Annotated in this window: 11 protein-coding genes; 4 read left to right on the forward strand and 7 right to left on the reverse strand. The window is 70.9% G+C overall.

Going from position 1 to position 16,004, the window contains the following annotated elements:
* Window positions 1–13: 13 nt before the first annotated feature.
* Both ADK41_RS13360 and ADK41_RS13365 read right to left on the reverse strand, forming a co-directional pair.
* A complete protein-coding gene (locus ADK41_RS13360; RefSeq protein WP_030818867.1) occupies window positions 14–220 on the reverse strand; it encodes a DUF397 domain-containing protein in 207 nt (68 codons plus the stop codon).
* Window positions 217–1,071 (reverse strand): helix-turn-helix domain-containing protein, encoded by an 855-nt coding sequence (locus ADK41_RS13365; protein ID WP_030818869.1) that lies wholly within the window; start codon window positions 1,069–1,071, stop codon window positions 217–219. Before ADK41_RS13365 ends, ADK41_RS13360 begins: the two co-directional genes overlap by 4 nt.
* 120 nt (window positions 1,072–1,191) lie before the next feature.
* Between ADK41_RS13365 and ADK41_RS13370 the strand changes: the two genes are divergently transcribed.
* The 4 genes from ADK41_RS13370 to ADK41_RS13385 all read left to right on the forward strand — a co-directional run bounded on the left by ADK41_RS13370 (window position 1,192) and on the right by ADK41_RS13385 (window position 6,911).
* Complete coding sequence (locus ADK41_RS13370; protein ID WP_051842806.1) at window positions 1,192–1,635, forward strand: ATP-binding protein; 444 nt, start codon at window positions 1,192–1,194, stop codon at window positions 1,633–1,635.
* A gap of 104 nt (window positions 1,636–1,739) precedes the next feature.
* Window positions 1,740–3,344: a serine/threonine-protein kinase gene (locus ADK41_RS13375; RefSeq protein ID WP_030818871.1), complete on the forward strand. Its 1,605-nt coding sequence runs from the start codon at window positions 1,740–1,742 to the stop codon at window positions 3,342–3,344.
* 50 nt (window positions 3,345–3,394) lie between these two features.
* On the forward strand, window positions 3,395–5,563 hold the full coding sequence (locus ADK41_RS13380; RefSeq protein WP_030818873.1) for a UvrD-helicase domain-containing protein: 2,169 nt from the start codon (window positions 3,395–3,397) through the stop codon (window positions 5,561–5,563).
* Between the two features lie 88 nt (window positions 5,564–5,651).
* Entirely contained in the window at window positions 5,652–6,911 is a 1,260-nt protein-coding gene (locus ADK41_RS13385) for a hypothetical protein (protein ID WP_158717614.1), read from the forward strand.
* 22 nt (window positions 6,912–6,933) lie between these two features.
* Here the strand turns inward: ADK41_RS13385 and ADK41_RS13390 are convergent, their stop codons facing one another.
* The 5 genes from ADK41_RS13390 to ADK41_RS13410 all read right to left on the reverse strand — a co-directional run bounded on the left by ADK41_RS13390 (window position 6,934) and on the right by ADK41_RS13410 (window position 15,723).
* Complete coding sequence (locus ADK41_RS13390; protein WP_030818875.1) at window positions 6,934–8,859, reverse strand: GmrSD restriction endonuclease domain-containing protein; 1,926 nt, start codon at window positions 8,857–8,859, stop codon at window positions 6,934–6,936.
* Between the two features lie 235 nt (window positions 8,860–9,094).
* Window positions 9,095–9,985: a C40 family peptidase gene (locus tag ADK41_RS13395; protein WP_030818879.1), complete on the reverse strand. Its 891-nt coding sequence runs from the start codon at window positions 9,983–9,985 to the stop codon at window positions 9,095–9,097.
* Between the two features lie 153 nt (window positions 9,986–10,138).
* A complete protein-coding gene (locus ADK41_RS13400) occupies window positions 10,139–14,062 on the reverse strand; it encodes a helix-turn-helix domain-containing protein (RefSeq protein ID WP_037803275.1) in 3,924 nt (1,307 codons plus the stop codon).
* A gap of 181 nt (window positions 14,063–14,243) precedes the next feature.
* The gene (locus ADK41_RS13405) at window positions 14,244–14,690 is read right to left on the reverse strand and encodes a peptidase inhibitor family I36 protein (protein ID WP_030818881.1); all 447 of its coding nucleotides are present in this window, start codon (window positions 14,688–14,690) and stop codon (window positions 14,244–14,246) included.
* A 112-nt stretch (window positions 14,691–14,802) separates the two neighbouring features.
* Complete coding sequence (locus ADK41_RS13410; RefSeq protein ID WP_158717615.1) at window positions 14,803–15,723, reverse strand: hypothetical protein; 921 nt, start codon at window positions 15,721–15,723, stop codon at window positions 14,803–14,805.
* Window positions 15,724–16,004: the final 281 nt, after the last annotated feature.

Consider the following 16,004-nt stretch of genomic DNA (forward strand, 5'->3'; position numbering starts at 1 on the left):
TCAACCTGCCGGTTCAGCGCGCGGCGGCCATCCGTACGAAGCCGCCCCATGCGTCGGGGCCGAACGCAAGCCTGGCCGCTGCGGGCTGCTTCGAGTCCCTGACGAGGACGATTTCGGAGACTGCGGCGACCTCCACGCACTCCCCTCCCCCGCCACTGCTGTAGCTGCTCTTGAACCAGGCCGACTCCGGCACGGCCGAATCAGTGAGCTGATCCGTCATGTCTCTCCCAACATTTCCTCAACGAAAGCCAACGACTCACAAGGAGTGAGCGCCTGTGACCGGAGGATGCCATATCGGGCTTCCAACTCGCGGATCTTGCCTGGTCGGTTGTACAGACGGCTGTCGTCCTGTACCTCCGTGTACGCCAGCCGTCGCCCGTCCGAGTTCTCGATCAAGGTAAAGGGACCGCCCAAGCCTGCATGGTCCTCACGTGCCGTCGGCATCACCTGGATCTCCACGTTGCGGTTTTGCCCCACGAGCAGGGTCTGTTCCAACTGCCCGCGCAGCGATGCCCTCCCGCCGATCGGCTTACGCAGCACCACTTCTTCGATGATGAAGCTCAGCAGCGGTGCAGGACGGCGCGTGAAAATGTCCTGTCGCGTCATCCGTGCTTGCAGACGCTGCTCGATGACGTCGTCTTCCAGCAACGGACGCTGCATGCGGAAGACAGCCCGGGCATACTCCTCTGTCTGCAGCAGGCCGGGCGCTGCATGAGCGGCGTAGACACACAGCCCCACAGCACTCGCTTCCAGTCGAGCCATGTCTCGGAAGAAGGCCGGGTACTGAGCCTTCGCCATCTCCTCCTTCAGCGCCGTGAGCACCCCACCCGCCCCCAACACCTCATCCGCCTGTTCGATGAACTGAGGCTGCGGAATCCGCCTCCCCTGCTCGATCGAAGCCACCGAGTCCGCCGAGTACCCCACCCGCTTCCCGAACTCGACCCGCTCCATCCCCGCCCGCGTCCGCAGCAGTTTCAACTGCCGTCCGAACGCGGTCACGACGCCCGTCCCCGGCTCGTCCTCCGGCCGCCGCTGCTGCCGTACCGTCTCCTCGTCCCGTACCTCGGTCATCGCCCTGCCGCCTCTCCCCGCGTACCGTCCCGTACAGCGCCCGCGCCCACCCCGTACGAAGGCCCGTGAGCGGCGCGTCACCACTGGTCACGCTAGGCCACGACACGCCACCGTGTGTGCATGACCGCAACACGATCACCCCATACGGTGCACCAGTTCACGATGCGCTTCAGCTCCACCCCGCGCGGTGCCCGTCTCGCCCGGCGCATGTGCGAGCACTGCCTCGACGCCTGGGGCGTGCCGTACGACAGCGACGCGCACGACGTCGTCACGCTCGTGGCCGCGGAGCTGTGCGCCAACGCCGTCCAGCACGGGCACGTCGCGGGCCGGGACTTCCACGTACGCCTGACCGCCGACCCGGCCACCCGTACCGTACGGATCGAGGTCACCGACACCCGGGACGAAACCGTCCCTCACCTCCCCGCCGCACCCTCTCAGGACAGCGAGGACGGACGCGGTCTGCTGCTCGTCGAGGCGCTCGCCGACCGCTGGGGCTGCTCGCCCCGCGCCGGGGGCGGGCCCGGCAAGACCGTCTGGGCGGAGTACGCCGCCTACCCCGCCTGACCTGATCACGCAACCAGCGCCCACCCTGGTTGGACGCACGCGCCCTCGCCCGGAAGACTGATCAGACTTCTTCGGGCACTCGACGCGAGTGGGGGCGGAACCAGGTGCCGGACGTACGACGGATCGCGGAACGCTACGAACTGCTGGAGCAGTTCAATCACGGCGGCATGGGGGACGTCTGGCGCGGCTACGACGCCGTGCTGGACCGACCAGTCGCCGTGAAGCTGATCCGGCCGCAGGCCGTGACGTCCCCGCACCTGGCGGAGGAGTTCGAGAAACGCTTCCGGCGCGAGGCGCGCGTCACCGCGCGGATCCAGCACCCGGGTGTGCCGCAGGTGTACGACGCGGTCCTCGACGAGTCGTACGAGCAGCTGTTCCTGGTGATGGAGCTGGTCGACGGCGTGCCGCTGACCGCGTACGTACGCCCCGACCAGCAGCCGCCTCTCCCCCTCAGCTGGGCGGCGGCCGTGGCGGCGCAGGTGGCGACCGTGCTGTCGTACGCGCACGACGTGCCCGTCGTCCACCGTGACCTGAAGCCCGGCAACATCCTCGTCGCCCGGGACGGCACGGTGAAGGTGCTGGACTTCGGCATCGCGGCGATCCTGCGCACGGACGTCACCAAGCTGACCGCGACCGGCAGTCCGATCGGGACGCACCAGTACATGGCGCCGGAGCAGGTGCGCGGCGCCCGCGTCACACCGCGCACCGACCTGTACGCGCTCGGGTGCGTGCTGCACGAACTGCTCTGCGGACGGCCGTTGTTCACCGGGGACAGCGAGTGGCAGCTGATGATGCAGCACGTCAACGCGGCACCGACGCCGCTGCGGCAGGTGCGTGCCGACATACCGGAGGCCCTGGAGGAACTCGTCCTCCATCTCCTCCGCAAGGCGCCCGAGTCACGACCGGCGGACGTGCAGGAGGTGTACGAGCGGCTGCGGCCGTTCCTACCGGCGCCCGGCGAGGAGTCCGCACCGGGCGAGGCGGGGCCTGCCGGGGCGCCCGACCCCACCGGGATCTTCCGCCGCCCCTACGCGCCCCGCTCGCGTGCCGCTCCCCCGAGCGCCCGGCCCGCCGCGGCGTCGGACGCGCCTCCCGCCGTCCCCGCGGCCGAGCGGGAGGCGCTGCGGGAACAGGTCCGCGAGGTCCACGCGCACTACCTCGCGTTGATGGAGGAGGAGCGGTACGCGCAGGCCGCCGAGGTGGTGGGCGAGATGATCGAGCCGGCCGCGCGGGCGCTCGGCGCCGACAGCAAGCCGGTACTGGGACTGCGGATGCGCCGCGCGGTGAGCCGTCAGCTCGCCGGTGACCACCGGGCCGCGCTGCCCGAGTTCGAGTCGCTCGCCGACGCCTACGCGCGCGTCAGCGGCCCGAGCAGCGAGGAGGCCCTGGACAGCCGCGCCCAGGCCGCCCGCTGCCGTGGCGAACTCGGCCAGGTGACCGAGGCGCTGGCCGGGCTGAACGGCGTACTCGACACCGTCCGGGTCGTCGACGGGGACGTGAGCGAGAACGCGGTGGAGCTGCGCCGCGACATCGGCATGCTCCTGCTCGCGCAGCAGCGGGCGGCGGAGGCGTACGACGTCCTGGAGCCGCTGCATGCGGACCTGTGCGTGGTGTTCGGCCCGGACGACGAGCTGACCGCCGAGGTGGCCGAGACACTGGCCGTGATCCGCCTGGACCTCGACGGCGGTTCCTCCGGTCCCACTCCCTGACCTGGTTGTTCGTCCGCACCCCCTGTCCGCCCGACCCATAGGATCCACGTATGCCGCGACTCGCCTTCGACATCGGCTTCTTCGCCGAACTCCCCAAGCTCCAGCCGCCGGTCAGGAAAGGGGTCCTGGACGCCTGGGAGAAGTTCGACCGGCTCACCCTCGATCAGCTCTTCAAGGACCAGGGGCTGAAACTGGAGAGCCTGACGAAGGCGAAGGACAAGCAGATCCGGACGATCCGCATCGACCAGTTCTGGCGCGGTGTAGTGCTCGCACCGCCCACCGGGGACACCTTCGTCCTGCTGCGGGTCATGCCGCACGACAAGGCCATCGACTGGGCGATGAAGCAGAAGTCCAGCATCAACGAGGTCACGCGGGCGGTCGAGATCCGGGACGCGGCGACCCTGGACGAGATCACGCCCGCGTACGAGCGGGTGGCGGAGTCGTCGTCGAAGCCCCGGCTGTTCGCGAAGTTCTCCGACGGGGACCTGACCGCGCTCGGCATCGACGCCGAGACGCTGCGGCAGGCCCGTTCGCTGGTCGACCAGGAGCAGTTGGACGTCTTCGCGCCGCTGCTGCCGCAGGACCAGCGGGAGGTGCTGCAGTACCTCGCCGCGGGCTGCACGGTGGAGGAGGTCTGGCAGGACATCGTGGCGCCCGCCCTGCAGGCGTCCACGCAGCCGGTGGACACGCGGGACTACGAGACGGCGATCCAGCACACCCGGGCCCGTATCGCGTTGGTGACGGCCCCCGAGGAACTGCGGGACATCCTCGAGAAGCCCTTCGCGGCCTGGCGGGTCTTCCTGCACCCCTCCCAGCGGAAGGTGGCGTACCGGGCGTCGTACTCGGGGCCCGCTCAGGTCACGGGCGGGCCGGGCACCGGCAAGACCGTCGTGGCGCTGCACCGGGTCAAGCACCTGCTCGGGCACCTGCGCGACGGGGACCGCATTCTGCTGACGACGTACACCAACGCACTCGTCAACGCGCTCCGTTCGGGTCTGGAGTCCCTGGTGGACGACCCGGAGCTGCGTGAGCGGGTGGACATCTCGACGGTGGACGGCTTCGCCAGCCGTGTCGTCGCGGAGGCGCCGGGCGCGGTGGCCCTGCGTCCGCTGATGAGCAACGAGGAGGTGAGCCGGTGGGGCAAGGCCGCCAAGGCGACGGGCTTCACCGGCAGCGCGCAGTTCCTCGCCCAGGAGTACCGGCACGTCGTCCTGGCCCAGGGCATCACCTCCCTCGCCGAGTACGAGTCGGCGGACCGGCGAGGCCGCGGCAGCCGGCTGGCGGCGTCCGAGCGGCCGCTGGTGTGGGAGACGGTGGAACGGTTCACGGCCGGCCTGACGGAGGACGGGGCCCGCACCTGGCTGCAGACGTGCGCGGAGGCGGCGCGGCTGCTGGAGGAGAAGGGACCGCAGTACCGGCACGTCGTGGTGGACGAGGCACAGGACCTGCATCCGGCACAGTGGCGGCTTCTGCGTGCCGCCGTCCCGGCCCGTCCGGACGACCTGTTCATCGCGGGCGACCCGCACCAGCGCATCTACGACTCGAAGGTGTCGCTGAAGTCGCTCGGCATCAAGGTGGCCGGGCGGTCGGTGAAGCTGCGCAAGAACTACCGCAGCACGCAGGAGATCCTGCGCTGGTCCACCGCTCTGCTGATCGGCCGCCCGATCGCCCAGCTCGAGGACGAAGGCCGCAACGAGACCCTGCTCGGTTACCGCTCCGCCCTGCACGGGGACGGGCCCGTCGTGCTCGGCGCGACGACCGAGGAGGCCGAGCTGGACGCGCTCGTGGCCCAGGTGCGGACGTGGCTGGACGCGGGGGTCGGCGCGGGTGAGATCGGGGTGAGCGCCCGGTTCAACAAGACGTGCGCGAAGGCGGTGGCGCACCTGAAGGACGCCGGTGTCCCCGCGGTGACCCTGCGCTCCGCCGAAGCCGCCACAGGTGAGACGACGAGCGTACGGGTCGGCACCATGCACTCGTTCAAGGGCCTGGAGTTCCGTTGTGTCGCGGTCATCGGCGTCAACGACGAGGCACTGCCGTTCCCGAAGGCGGTCACACCGCCCGAGGTGGATCCCAAGCAGCACGAGACGGACATGCTGTCCGAGCGCTGCCTGCTGTTCGTCGCCTGTACGAGGGCCCGCGACAGCCTGTACGTATCCTGGTCAGGCGAACCGAGTTCCTTCTTGGCAGAGGCAGGTGTACCGAAGCAACGAGCTGTCTGAGCTGTTTCTGCCATGATTCGTCGGGCAGATTTTCCACCGCACCGTGAGATTGAGGTTAGGTGCGCACCGTGTGGCAGGAGGGCCGACCATGGGCGCTCGAGACCCGCAGTTCCCAGATGTGGAGCTCATCGAAAGCACGAGGACCCACGTTCGCTGGACGTTGCAGCAGTACTCCGCGCCTGTTTCGTTCCCCTGCAATCAGTGCCAACGAACGGTCAGGGACAGTGTTGTCGCCATCAAGACCACGAGCTCGGGCAGAAAACTCCCACACTGCACGGATTGTCACCGGCGAAAAATCACCAGCACTCTCAACGCCCGTGATCACCACGCCGCCTCTGAAGCCACTGCTCCAGAACCCGACAGCACTCGCAGCGAAGCAGCCGAGGACCCCGAACAAGAGGTTGTGATCCAGCAGGCCGACCCCGGTCGACCGCACGATGTGATCGAAACGGAATCAAGTCTCCAGTGGACATTCGTGCTGCGCCAGCATCACCTGGACCACGGGTACTGCCCACTGCCTGTACAGGCGGTGCGCCGCATGCGGACGGTGAAAGTGGTGCATCTCGACTACGGCCGGGCCTTTCCCACCGTCCTATCGGCCACTCTCGGGAAGAAGATCACAAGGGAACGTCTCCGGGGCGTGCGATGGCCGCAATCCCAAGTCATGCCGGGCCTGCGCATCACGGCCGAGCTCGGCCGGAGCCGGCTGTGTCTGTCGCTCACCCCTCTGGAACGTCCTGTCCACGTCGCAAGAAGGCAGTTCTTCCACGACTACGACCCGCGGATCATCGCGAGGGAACTACCTGCGATCACACAGCATGACAGCGAGAGCGTCGCTCCCTCGCTCGACCTCCTGGTACAGGAGACCATCCGCAAGCTCGGCTACCTCGACGAGGAGGGCCGCGCGCTTCTGCCGATGCAGAACCTGATCACCAACGTTCGCAGCCACCGCGGCCCGCAGGACTGGTCAGGCGCAGCCGTTCGTGCCGCAGTGAACGGACTCATCAGCCGTCAGCGTCTCAAGTGGGCGACAGGAAGCTGCGCTGCCGACGGCATTCTCAACTACCCGGCACGTCCGGGTGAAAGAACAATTCGCCTCGTCTGTTACACGCCCTTCGTACTTCCCGTGCGTGAGAAGGAACAGCTACGGGTCGTACAACTACCGAGCGCCTCTTCCCAACACGGAGTAGCCGGGCATTTGATGAAAATCGAGCACCTGGGCAAGCAGGCCAGCGACGAAGCACGTGCCGCGTACTCAGAGGCTCACCGGAAGGCAGGCCTCACCGGCAGCCACAAGCTGCCGAAGGGCCACACGTACGTGAGGCCCCACAAGCGTGGAGGCACATGACCGAGCCTGCCGATCGTGCCACCTACCGGATGCTCTGCAAGAACTCCCCCGTGGCCGTGACGATCCAGAAGGACCAACCGTTGCGCTGCGGACTGACGTGAGGATTGAGCGCCCGCACCACAGCGAGCGCCGCTCCACTGGGGCTGTCGTACTCACCTCGGCCGGGACCGGAAGGAATGGTCACGGTCCGGGAGGACGGGTCGTAGTAGCCGTCGACACGCCGCCCGTCGTAGACCGCGTGAACCTCCACGCCGTGTTCCGTGCGGAGTGCCTGGACACGCGCGGCGACCAGGGACGGTGCGGACGGATCTTCCGCGATCAGCTCGTCGTCGGCGGGCGGCTCGTCGACATCCCTGCGGGGAGCCTCCTCGTCGGGGATGGGCAGGCCGAGCAGGTCGTTGAGGACATTGGCGAGCAACCGTCGTCGCGCGGCCAGGAACTCGGGGAACCGGTCGAGCGAGCGCAGCGCGGGATCGTCGGGAACCCACTGTTCGGCGAGGCGGTCCGGTGCGATCCCTCCCATGTACTCGAAGGGGAGCTTCGAACTGATCATCTTGTTGGTCTGCCCCGTCACGAAGGCCAGGTTGGCCAGGCTGTTCCACTCCTCCTTCGCGTAGGCCGACTGGACACGGGCACGCGGGAACACATGATGAAACTCGATCTTGGCGCCGCTGCTCATCGGCTGATCGCTGATGGCGATGTTGGTGGCCCAGTCCCGGACCTTGTCGCGTAGGGCCGCGATGTAGAGCAGCCGGAAGAAGGCATGTGTGGAGTACTTCTGTTCCAGATCCCTCGGGTGCAGGGGGGTGTCCGCGGAGCGGCTGCCCGAGGCGCGGCGGATCAGCTCGGTGAACAGTTCTTCGCCGCTCCTCGTCCTCAACAGGCGTGCTTCCGCATCGAGTTTGGTCTCGACCTGCAAGGAGTAGTGGCTGAACGCCATCGCCGTGTACACCCAACGGCGCAGCAAGGCTTGTTCGTTGCCCTGGAGCTTCCCGTCGCGCTGGTGCAGGAGCAGAGCGGGCACGACGATGACGTTGGGCGACGTCAGGATCCCGGAACGGGGGATCCCGCATTCCTCTCGCAGGAAGTCGATGGCGAATCGGAGGGCCTTCTCGGTGGCCTGCCACGCCTCCTTCAACGCGACTTCGTCGACTGCCGCCTCGATCAGCTTGATGTGCCGGGCGCTGGTGCCCGCGAGCAGACTCATCAGGCGGAGGACCGCTTCACGGTCGAGGGAGAAGTCACTGTCCCGCAGGTACTGGTGGAAGGCGTCCATGGTCGCCAGGCCGTCTGCCCAACGGGCCGCGATGGCACTGTAGACGAGGTCGCCCTTGGACAGCCGACGCCCGCCCTTGTTGAGCCGGGCGAAGAGTTCGGCGACCTCCTCGTAGTCGTCCGACTCGTAGGTGATCACGGCGATCTGCTGCCTGCGGATGTCGTGCACCTTCTGCAACCGCTGCATCCACTCGCCGAAGTCCGGGTCGGAGTACTCCACTCCGGCGTCCTTGAGGACCTCGTGGTACTGCACGTTCTCCTGCAGGAGTGTGGAGACGCGGAACAGCATGGGGTCTCTGCCCTGGACCGCACTCGGATTGACGAACTCCTGGGTGCGCACGTCGAAGCGCAGGTCGATGAGGCGTCCGTCCGCCTTCGACTCCGGTCGGTACACCCAGGCGAGGGAAGTCAGCCGCTGCTGGCCGTCGAGCAGATAGAGCGGCTGGTGCGCTGACTTGTCGGCCTGGACCACTGCGGCGGTCTTGAAGGGGACTGTCAGGTTGGTCTTCCACAGGAGCAGGGCGCCGACGGGATAACCCCGGTAGAGGGAGTCGAAGAGGTCGCGCACGTCGGGCCTCATCCAGACGAAGTCGCGCTGGATGGACGGAATGACGACCCTGCCGTGCAGCAGGTCCTCCACCTGAGAAACGATCTTCTCGTTCGCCAACCCCATGCCGCCCCCAACCTGTGAGTGATCTGTCCCCACGCAGAGTATCCATCACAGTGACAGTCAACTCCCACCGCATGACCGTGCAATGGTTCAGGAGCGGTCTCGGGCGACCGCTGTTGTATCGGCCTTGGGTCCTTCACATGGTGCTACGCCTTTTGGTCAAGCATGTTCGCGGGACGCGTGTCCGACCGGGACGCCGACGACCAGCCCGACTCAGGGCGGGCCCGGCGCCGGCCCGTCACGGCGTCGTCGGCGCCGTCGTCCCGCACTCGGGCACGCCGTCGAGCCACGCCGCCCCCTTGATGTAGATGTTGGTCACCCACGCCCTGTAGTCCGGCAGGTACGACCACACGTCGTTGGTGTAGCCGTCGGAGGTGACCTCTTCGGCGTGCTTCTGACACTGGACGCGGATGGTGGTGGAGTACGGGAAGGCGTAGACGCGGGCGGCGTCGAGGGAGGGTGCGGCCTTGGTCCACACGCCGGCGCCCCACGTCCGGTGGAGGTGACCGGTGACGGGCCCGGTGTCGACGCGGACGGCGCCGAAGTAGTCGCCGTTCAGGCGAACGTCGCTGACCATGAGCCTGGTGCCGGATTCCCTGGCCTCGACCATTCTGCCCGCTCCCAGGTAGAGGGCGATGTGGTGCAGGTCCTCCGAGGTGCCCCAGGCGAGCAGGTCGCCCGGGACCAGCGGTGCCAGGCCCTGCGCGGCGGTGAAGCGGGCGGCGGCGCGGTGCGTGTAGTACTGCTGGGCGGCGACGCCGTCGAGGATGTCGGAGCCCGCCGCCTCGGCGTACGCGTGGCGGACCAGGCCCGAGCAGTCGAAGCCGAGCCGTTCGGGGTCGTGTGCGCTGTCCGGGTCGGTCGGGTCGACCCGGCCGTACGTGGATCCCGGCCGGGCGCCGTGCCCGCCGCCCCACGTGTACCAGGTGCCGGCCGCGACCTCGGCGCAGGCGGCGGCGAGCGCGCGTTCGGCCGCCGCGGAGGCCCCGGGCGCGAGGGCGCCGCACGCGTCGGCGGCCGTACGCTGCACGGGCGCCCGGGTGTGCGCGACGGCGGCGGTCACCGGCGTCCAGAGGAGGAAGGCGAGCAACGCGGTCAGTGTGCGGATGAGACCGGTCCGGCAGGCCATGCCAGGACCCCCGTTTCCTGTGGCTGGTGGGAGAAGCGGTCGCTCAGAAGCCTGCTGGCCGCGCCGCGCGCTTGTCGAGGAGCCGGGTGTCGCCTCCCGTCGACGGGCGACGGGAAACACCCGGGAAACCCCCTTGGGCCAGGTGAGTCACCCTCACCCCCGCCCGTCGCAGGCCGCCTTGCCGTCGGTGAGGCGGACACCGGGCAGGAACTTCGCGTGCGCCTTCGTGCCGACGCCGGCGCGCAGCCGGCAGATCCGCGCCAGCCGGGCCCCGGGATCGAGGTCCCACAGCCGTACGGTGCCGTCCGTGCCGGCGCTGGCCACCGTGCGCCCGCCGGGGGCGAAGGTCACGCTCCACACCGCGTCGGTGTGGCCCGTCAGCGTCGCCCACGGACGCCGTCCGGCGACGTCCCACAGGCGCACCGTACGGTCGTTGCCGCTGCTGGCGAGCGTGCGGCCGTCGGGGGCGAAGGCGATGCCCCGGGTGGAGCCGGTGTGGCCGCTCAGGACGGCCTCGGACCGGCGTGCGCGGACGTTCCACAGCCGTACGGTGCCGTCGTTGCCGCTGCTGGCCAGGGTGCGCCCGTCCGGGGTGAAGGCCACGCCGCGCACCGCGCCGGTGTGGCCCTCCAGCGTGCCGAGCGGGCGGTGCGAGGGGACGTCCCAGAGCCGTACGGTCAGGTCGTCGGCGGCGCTGGCCAGGATGCGGCCGTCGGGGCTGAAGGCGACGCAGTTGGCGAAGTCCCGGTGGCCGGTGAGCGTCGCCAGCGGCGCGCGCCGCGCCACGTCCCACAGGCGCACCGTGCGGTCGGCGCCGGCCGAGGCGAGACTGCGGCCGTCGGGGGCGAAGGCGAGGGAGAAGACCTGCCCGGTGTGGCCGGTCAGGGTCGCCAGTGGTTTCCGTGCGGCCACGTCCCACAGCCGGACCGTGCCGTCGGAGCCCGCCGACGCCAGGGTGTGCCCGTCGGGCGCGAAGGACACCGAGAAGACGGCCTCGGTGTGTCCCCGGAGCGTCGCCAGGGGCCGGCGCCGGCCCACCTCCCACAGGCGCACCGTGTGATCGGCGTCGGCGGTGGCCAGCAGTCGCCCGTCGGGGCTGTACCGGGCCTGCCAGACCTCCGTGAACGGACGGGCCGTCAGCACCGGTCCGCCGAGGTTCCACAGGACCACGGACCGGTCGAAACCGGCCGTGGCGAGCAGGGTGCCGTCGGAGGTCGCGGCCGCCCCCATCACGTAGTCGGTGTGGCCGGCGAGCGCGGCGGTCTGCCGGCGGCTGCGGACGTCCCACAGCCGGGTCGTCCCGTCGCCGACCGCGCCGACGACCGTGGCGCCCTCGTGCGTGTACGCGACGGCGTTGACGTCGTCGTTGCCGCCGGACAGCGTCGCGTCGAGCCGGCCGCCGCGCACGTCCCACAGCCGTACGGTCCGGTCGACGCCGCCGGAGGCCACCTCCCGGCCGTCCGGGGAGAACGCCGCGCCCAGCACCTCGTCGGTGTGCCCCCTGAGCACGGCGAGGGGCCGGGCCCGGTCGGTGTCCCACAGCCGTACGGTCCGGTCGGCTCCGGCGGAGACCAGGGTGCGGCCGTCGCGGGAGTGGTCCAGGGCGTTGACCGCCCCCTCGTGCCCGTCGAGGGAGGCGGTGAGGCGGGGGGTGCGCGCGGTGTCCCACACCTGGATCGGCCCCTTGGCGGTCGCGACGGCGAGCCGGTGGCCGCGGGGGGCGAAGGACAGCGCCCTGGCGCCCTTCGTGCCGTCGGCGAGCACGGCCTTCCTGCGGCGCCCGGCGATGTCCCAGAGGCTCACGGGCCCGCGCGTCGAGGTCGCCGCGAGGGTGCGGCCGTCGGGGCTGAAGGCGATCGAGCGGACGGGCCCGGACACGTCGAACACGGCGGTCGTGCGGTGGTCCGACACCCGTCGCAGGGTCACCGTCCCGTCGGAGCCGGCGCTCGCCAGGGTCCGGTCGTCCGGTGCGAAGACCACCGCGTTGACCGGCCCCCGGTGACCGCTCAGCCGGCCGGAGAAGGGCTGGGCCTGCGTGCTCAGCAGCGCGCCGCGCGCCTCGGTGGTGGCGTGGGCCCGGTAGGCCTCCCCGGCCAGCAGCATCGACGCCTCCGGCTGGCCCCCGGCGAGTGAGGCGGACCGCACCGCGAGCGCCTGGGAACGCGCGACGCGTTCCTGGGCGAGGGCGCTCTCGCGCTGCTGGTGGGCGAGGCCTCCGGCGGTCAGGGCGAGCCCCAGCAGGACGACGAGCGTGGCGAGCATCGACTGCCGGATCCGGACCTGGCGTCTGGCCTGTCTCTCGTGGCCCTCCCGCGCGGCCAGGCTCGCCCGGAGGAACGCCTCCTCGCCGGGGCCGAGCCGGCTCCGGCCGTCCAGTTCGTCGGCCCAGGAGCGCACGGTGCTCAGCCGGGTGCCGCGGTACAGCGCGGACGGGTCGCGGCCCTCACGCTCCCATTCGGCCGCGGCGTGCGCGAGTTGCTGGTGCAGGAGCAGTCCGGCGCGGTCGGCGTGGATCCAGTCCCGCAGCCGGGGCCAGGCGTGCAGCAGGGCCTCGTGGGTGATCTCGACGGTGTCGCTGTCCATGGTGATCAGCCGGGCCCGTACGAAGGCGTCGAGCGCGGCGGCCGCGCCGTCCGCGTCGGCGAACTGCTCCCTCAGGGCGGCCCCGCTCGTCCGGCGGCGGGTCGCCCCGCCGCCGTCCGCGACGTACACCAGACGGGACAGGACGCGGCGGATCGTCCTCTGCTCGGCCGGGTACAGCCGGGCGAAGACGTTCTCGGCGGTCCGCGCGATCGCGCCCCGGATCCCGCCGGCCCGCTCGTACCCGGCGACGGTCAGCGTGGCCCCCTCGCGCCGCTGCCAGGTGGCCAGCAGGGCGTGGGAGACGAGGGGGAGGACGCCGGAGGGTGCCGCGTCGGCTCCGCTGCCGGCGTCCGTCCCGCTGCCCGGCGGTGGGCCGCCCTGCTCGTCGCGCGGTCCCGTGTCGCGCAGTCCCGCGTCACGCAGGAGGAGGGGCACCAGGCCCGGTTGGAGGGTCAGTCCGGCGAGCCGCGCCGGCCGGGTGATGGACTCCCGCAGCTCCGCCACGGACATGGGCGGCAGGACGAACAGTCCGTCGGTGAGGACCGGGGCCAGTTCGGGAAGGTCCAGGCAGTGGCCGGTGAAGTCGGCCCGGACGCCGAGCACCACGACGGCGGGGCCGGGTGCGCTCCCCTCCGGCCGGGGGGCCGCCAGGGCGCGGAGCACCCGGACGAAGGAGCGCCGCTCGTCCTGGTCCGCGCAGAGGGTGAAGAGCTCCTCGAACTGGTCGACGATCAGCACCGGGCGGCAGGGCGGGGGCCGGCGTTCCCCGGGCGGCGCCGGCAAGTCGTCCATCCTCGCGCGTACGGCGGCCGGCATCGCGTCGGGATTCTCGCGCATCTCCTCGACGGTGACGGCGAGGTCCCCGCCCACCGCCTTCGCGGTGCGTTCCAGGAGTTCGTCCAGGGGGCGCGAGGTGGGGGTGAACGTCACGACCGGCCACCGGTCGGCGCCCGGCATGGGGAGGTCGCCGCGCCGCAGGGCGGGCACCAGTCCGGCGTTGAGCAGGGACGACTTGCCCGCGCCCGAGGGGGCGACGAGCATCAGCGGGCCGTTTCCCACCCGTTCGAAGACCCGCTCCACCAGTGCGGCCGTCGCGCGCTCCCGGCCGAAGAACCAGTCCGCGTCCTGCGGGGTGAACGCCGACAGGCCGCGGTACGGACACGCCCCGTCGCACTGCCGTTCGGGAGCGGCGGCCTCGGCGCCGCTCCCGCTGTCGGCGGGCGGTCCCTCCCGCACGAGCCTGAGCAGCTCCCCCTCGGCGTCCAGGACCCGGTCGCAGATACGGGCGATGTCGGCGGTCGCCCGTTTCGCGCCGGTCTCGATCTTGCTGAGGTAGCCCTTGCTGTAGTGCGTCCGCCGCGCCAGGTCGGTCAGCGACAGTCCGCGCGCCTGTCTGAGTCGTCGTAGTTCCGCGGGGAAGGAGGGCGTGGCCGGTGCGTCCCGGTCCCGCTCGTCGCCCTGGTCGACTTCATGCCCGTACTGCGGATCTCCCACGGAGTCCCCCATGCGGTGCGGCCGTGAGACGGTGGAAGTCAAGGCTACTGCCGGGGTGGTGAGGGGAGCCGGACCTTTCACCCGGTCCGGCGAAAACACGAATGTCCGGAACCATGGGGCGGTTCCGGACGTTCGCTCCCCCGTCGCACGGACGGGACGGGACGGGACGGGACAGGTCGGGTCAGGTCAGGAAGGCCCCGCAGGCGCTGCGGGCCACCCAACGGTGTGAGGAGATGGTGTCGTTCGCGCCGACCCCGTTGGTGAGCCGGTTGTCGGTCAGGTTGTCGGCGTAGAGCTCGCCCGGCGCGAGGCAGGCGTGGCCGCCGCCGAAGCCGGAGTTCTCGTAGAACGCGACGTGGTCGAGGCCTCCGGTGAAGCCGCGGTTCATGACGGACGTCGCCCTGTCCTGCGAGCCGACCCACCAGTCGCTGTTGCCCGCGGTGCTGATCAGCTGGGCGCCCGAGCAGTCCAGGTTCTCCCAGGCGTACACGTTGCCGTTGCGCGGCCCCCACTTGCTGTCGCAGCCCGGCCCGGCGACGGTGTTCCCGGCCGCCTGCGAGGTGGCGGGCACGACGACGCCCAGGGCGATGAGCCCGAGGAGGGCGGCCGTGACGGTGAACTTGCGCATGCTGTTTCCCCTCGTTTTCTCTGATGGTGTGATGATGCGTCGGTGCCGGCGCACCGGGCCGGTGGCCCGGTACGCCCTCACCGGGGGCGGTGTCCGCCCGGGAGCGGGGTGGTCAGCCCCGCTCCGGGACGATGCGCACCGCCCGGTCGTAGGCCCTCCGGCCGAGGTGCCGGTAGGTGTCGACGTCCTCGCCGAACCGGTCGCGCAGGCGGTCCAGGTAGTACGTCTCCCGCGCCGTGGCCACGGCGCGCAGGGAGGTCTCGCGGGCACAGGTCGCGTCGGCGACGGCGGTCCTCCGCTCGGCGGCGAACGCCTCGTCGGCGCGGGCCGCGCCCAGCCGGGCGGTGTCGGTCCGGACGGCCTCACGGGCGGCCCCGGGGTCCTCGTGGGGCAGGCCCGCCTTCTTCATGCACCGGGACCAGGCCCGCACCGCCGCGGTCAGGTGACGGTCCTTCATCAGCTCCTCGCCGTAGAGGGCGTTGAGGCCGGTGGCGACCTTCCCGGTGCGGTACCACTCGGCCGGGTCGCCGTAGAGGGCGCGTTCGGCCTCCTCCGTGCAGCCGCCGACGCGTTTGCGCGTCTGTCCGCCGCCCGGCAGCGACGCCGTGAGCATGCGGGCGCCGGCGCCGCCGTCGAGCGCGGTGTCGAAGGCGGCGCGCCGGGACGGGGAGAGGCTCCGGCGGTAGGTTCCGTTGGGGTTGCGTTCGTGGACGCGCAGGCTCTTCGCCTCGATCCGGCCGCCGTACCCGTACGCACGGGCCCAGGCCACGTCGTCCTGCACGTAGCGCACCGGGCGGCTCTCCCGGAGCGTCAGGCCGCGGTCCTCCCGGTAGGTGAAGCCCTGGCGGTTCATGCACTGCCCGGTCAGGCGTTGCTGCGCGTCGGCGACGCGCAGTTCCTGTTGCCAGGTCAGCGCCGGTGGACGCGGGCGCGGGTCCTGGCGTGGCCGGACGTCGCCGCCGTCTCCGCCGCCGGCGCATCCGGTCGTGACGGCCGCCACGACCGCGCACAAGGACACGAGCACCCGTCTCATGGATCCGACCCCCTTCGCTGTCGCTCGCCGACGGATCCAGAGTTGCCCCGCTGCCGGCGGAGGTCGACGGGTTTCCTGTTGCCCGCCGGGCGGCCGACCGGGAAACAAGGCGTGAGCAGGGGGAACGCGGGGAGGAAGGCAACCCGGTGGTCCCGCTGGGAAGCCGTGCGGGTGAGGAGCAGCCCTCTCGTCCCGCCCATGCGGACGCACCGGTGCGGAAGCCGCCCGTACGGCACGCGACCCGCACTCCCCGCCCGCCGTGGGGACACGCGCCCTGTCCG

Source organism: Streptomyces caelestis (assembly GCF_001279005.1).
GTDB lineage: Bacteria > Actinomycetota > Actinomycetes > Streptomycetales > Streptomycetaceae > Streptomyces > Streptomyces heliomycini.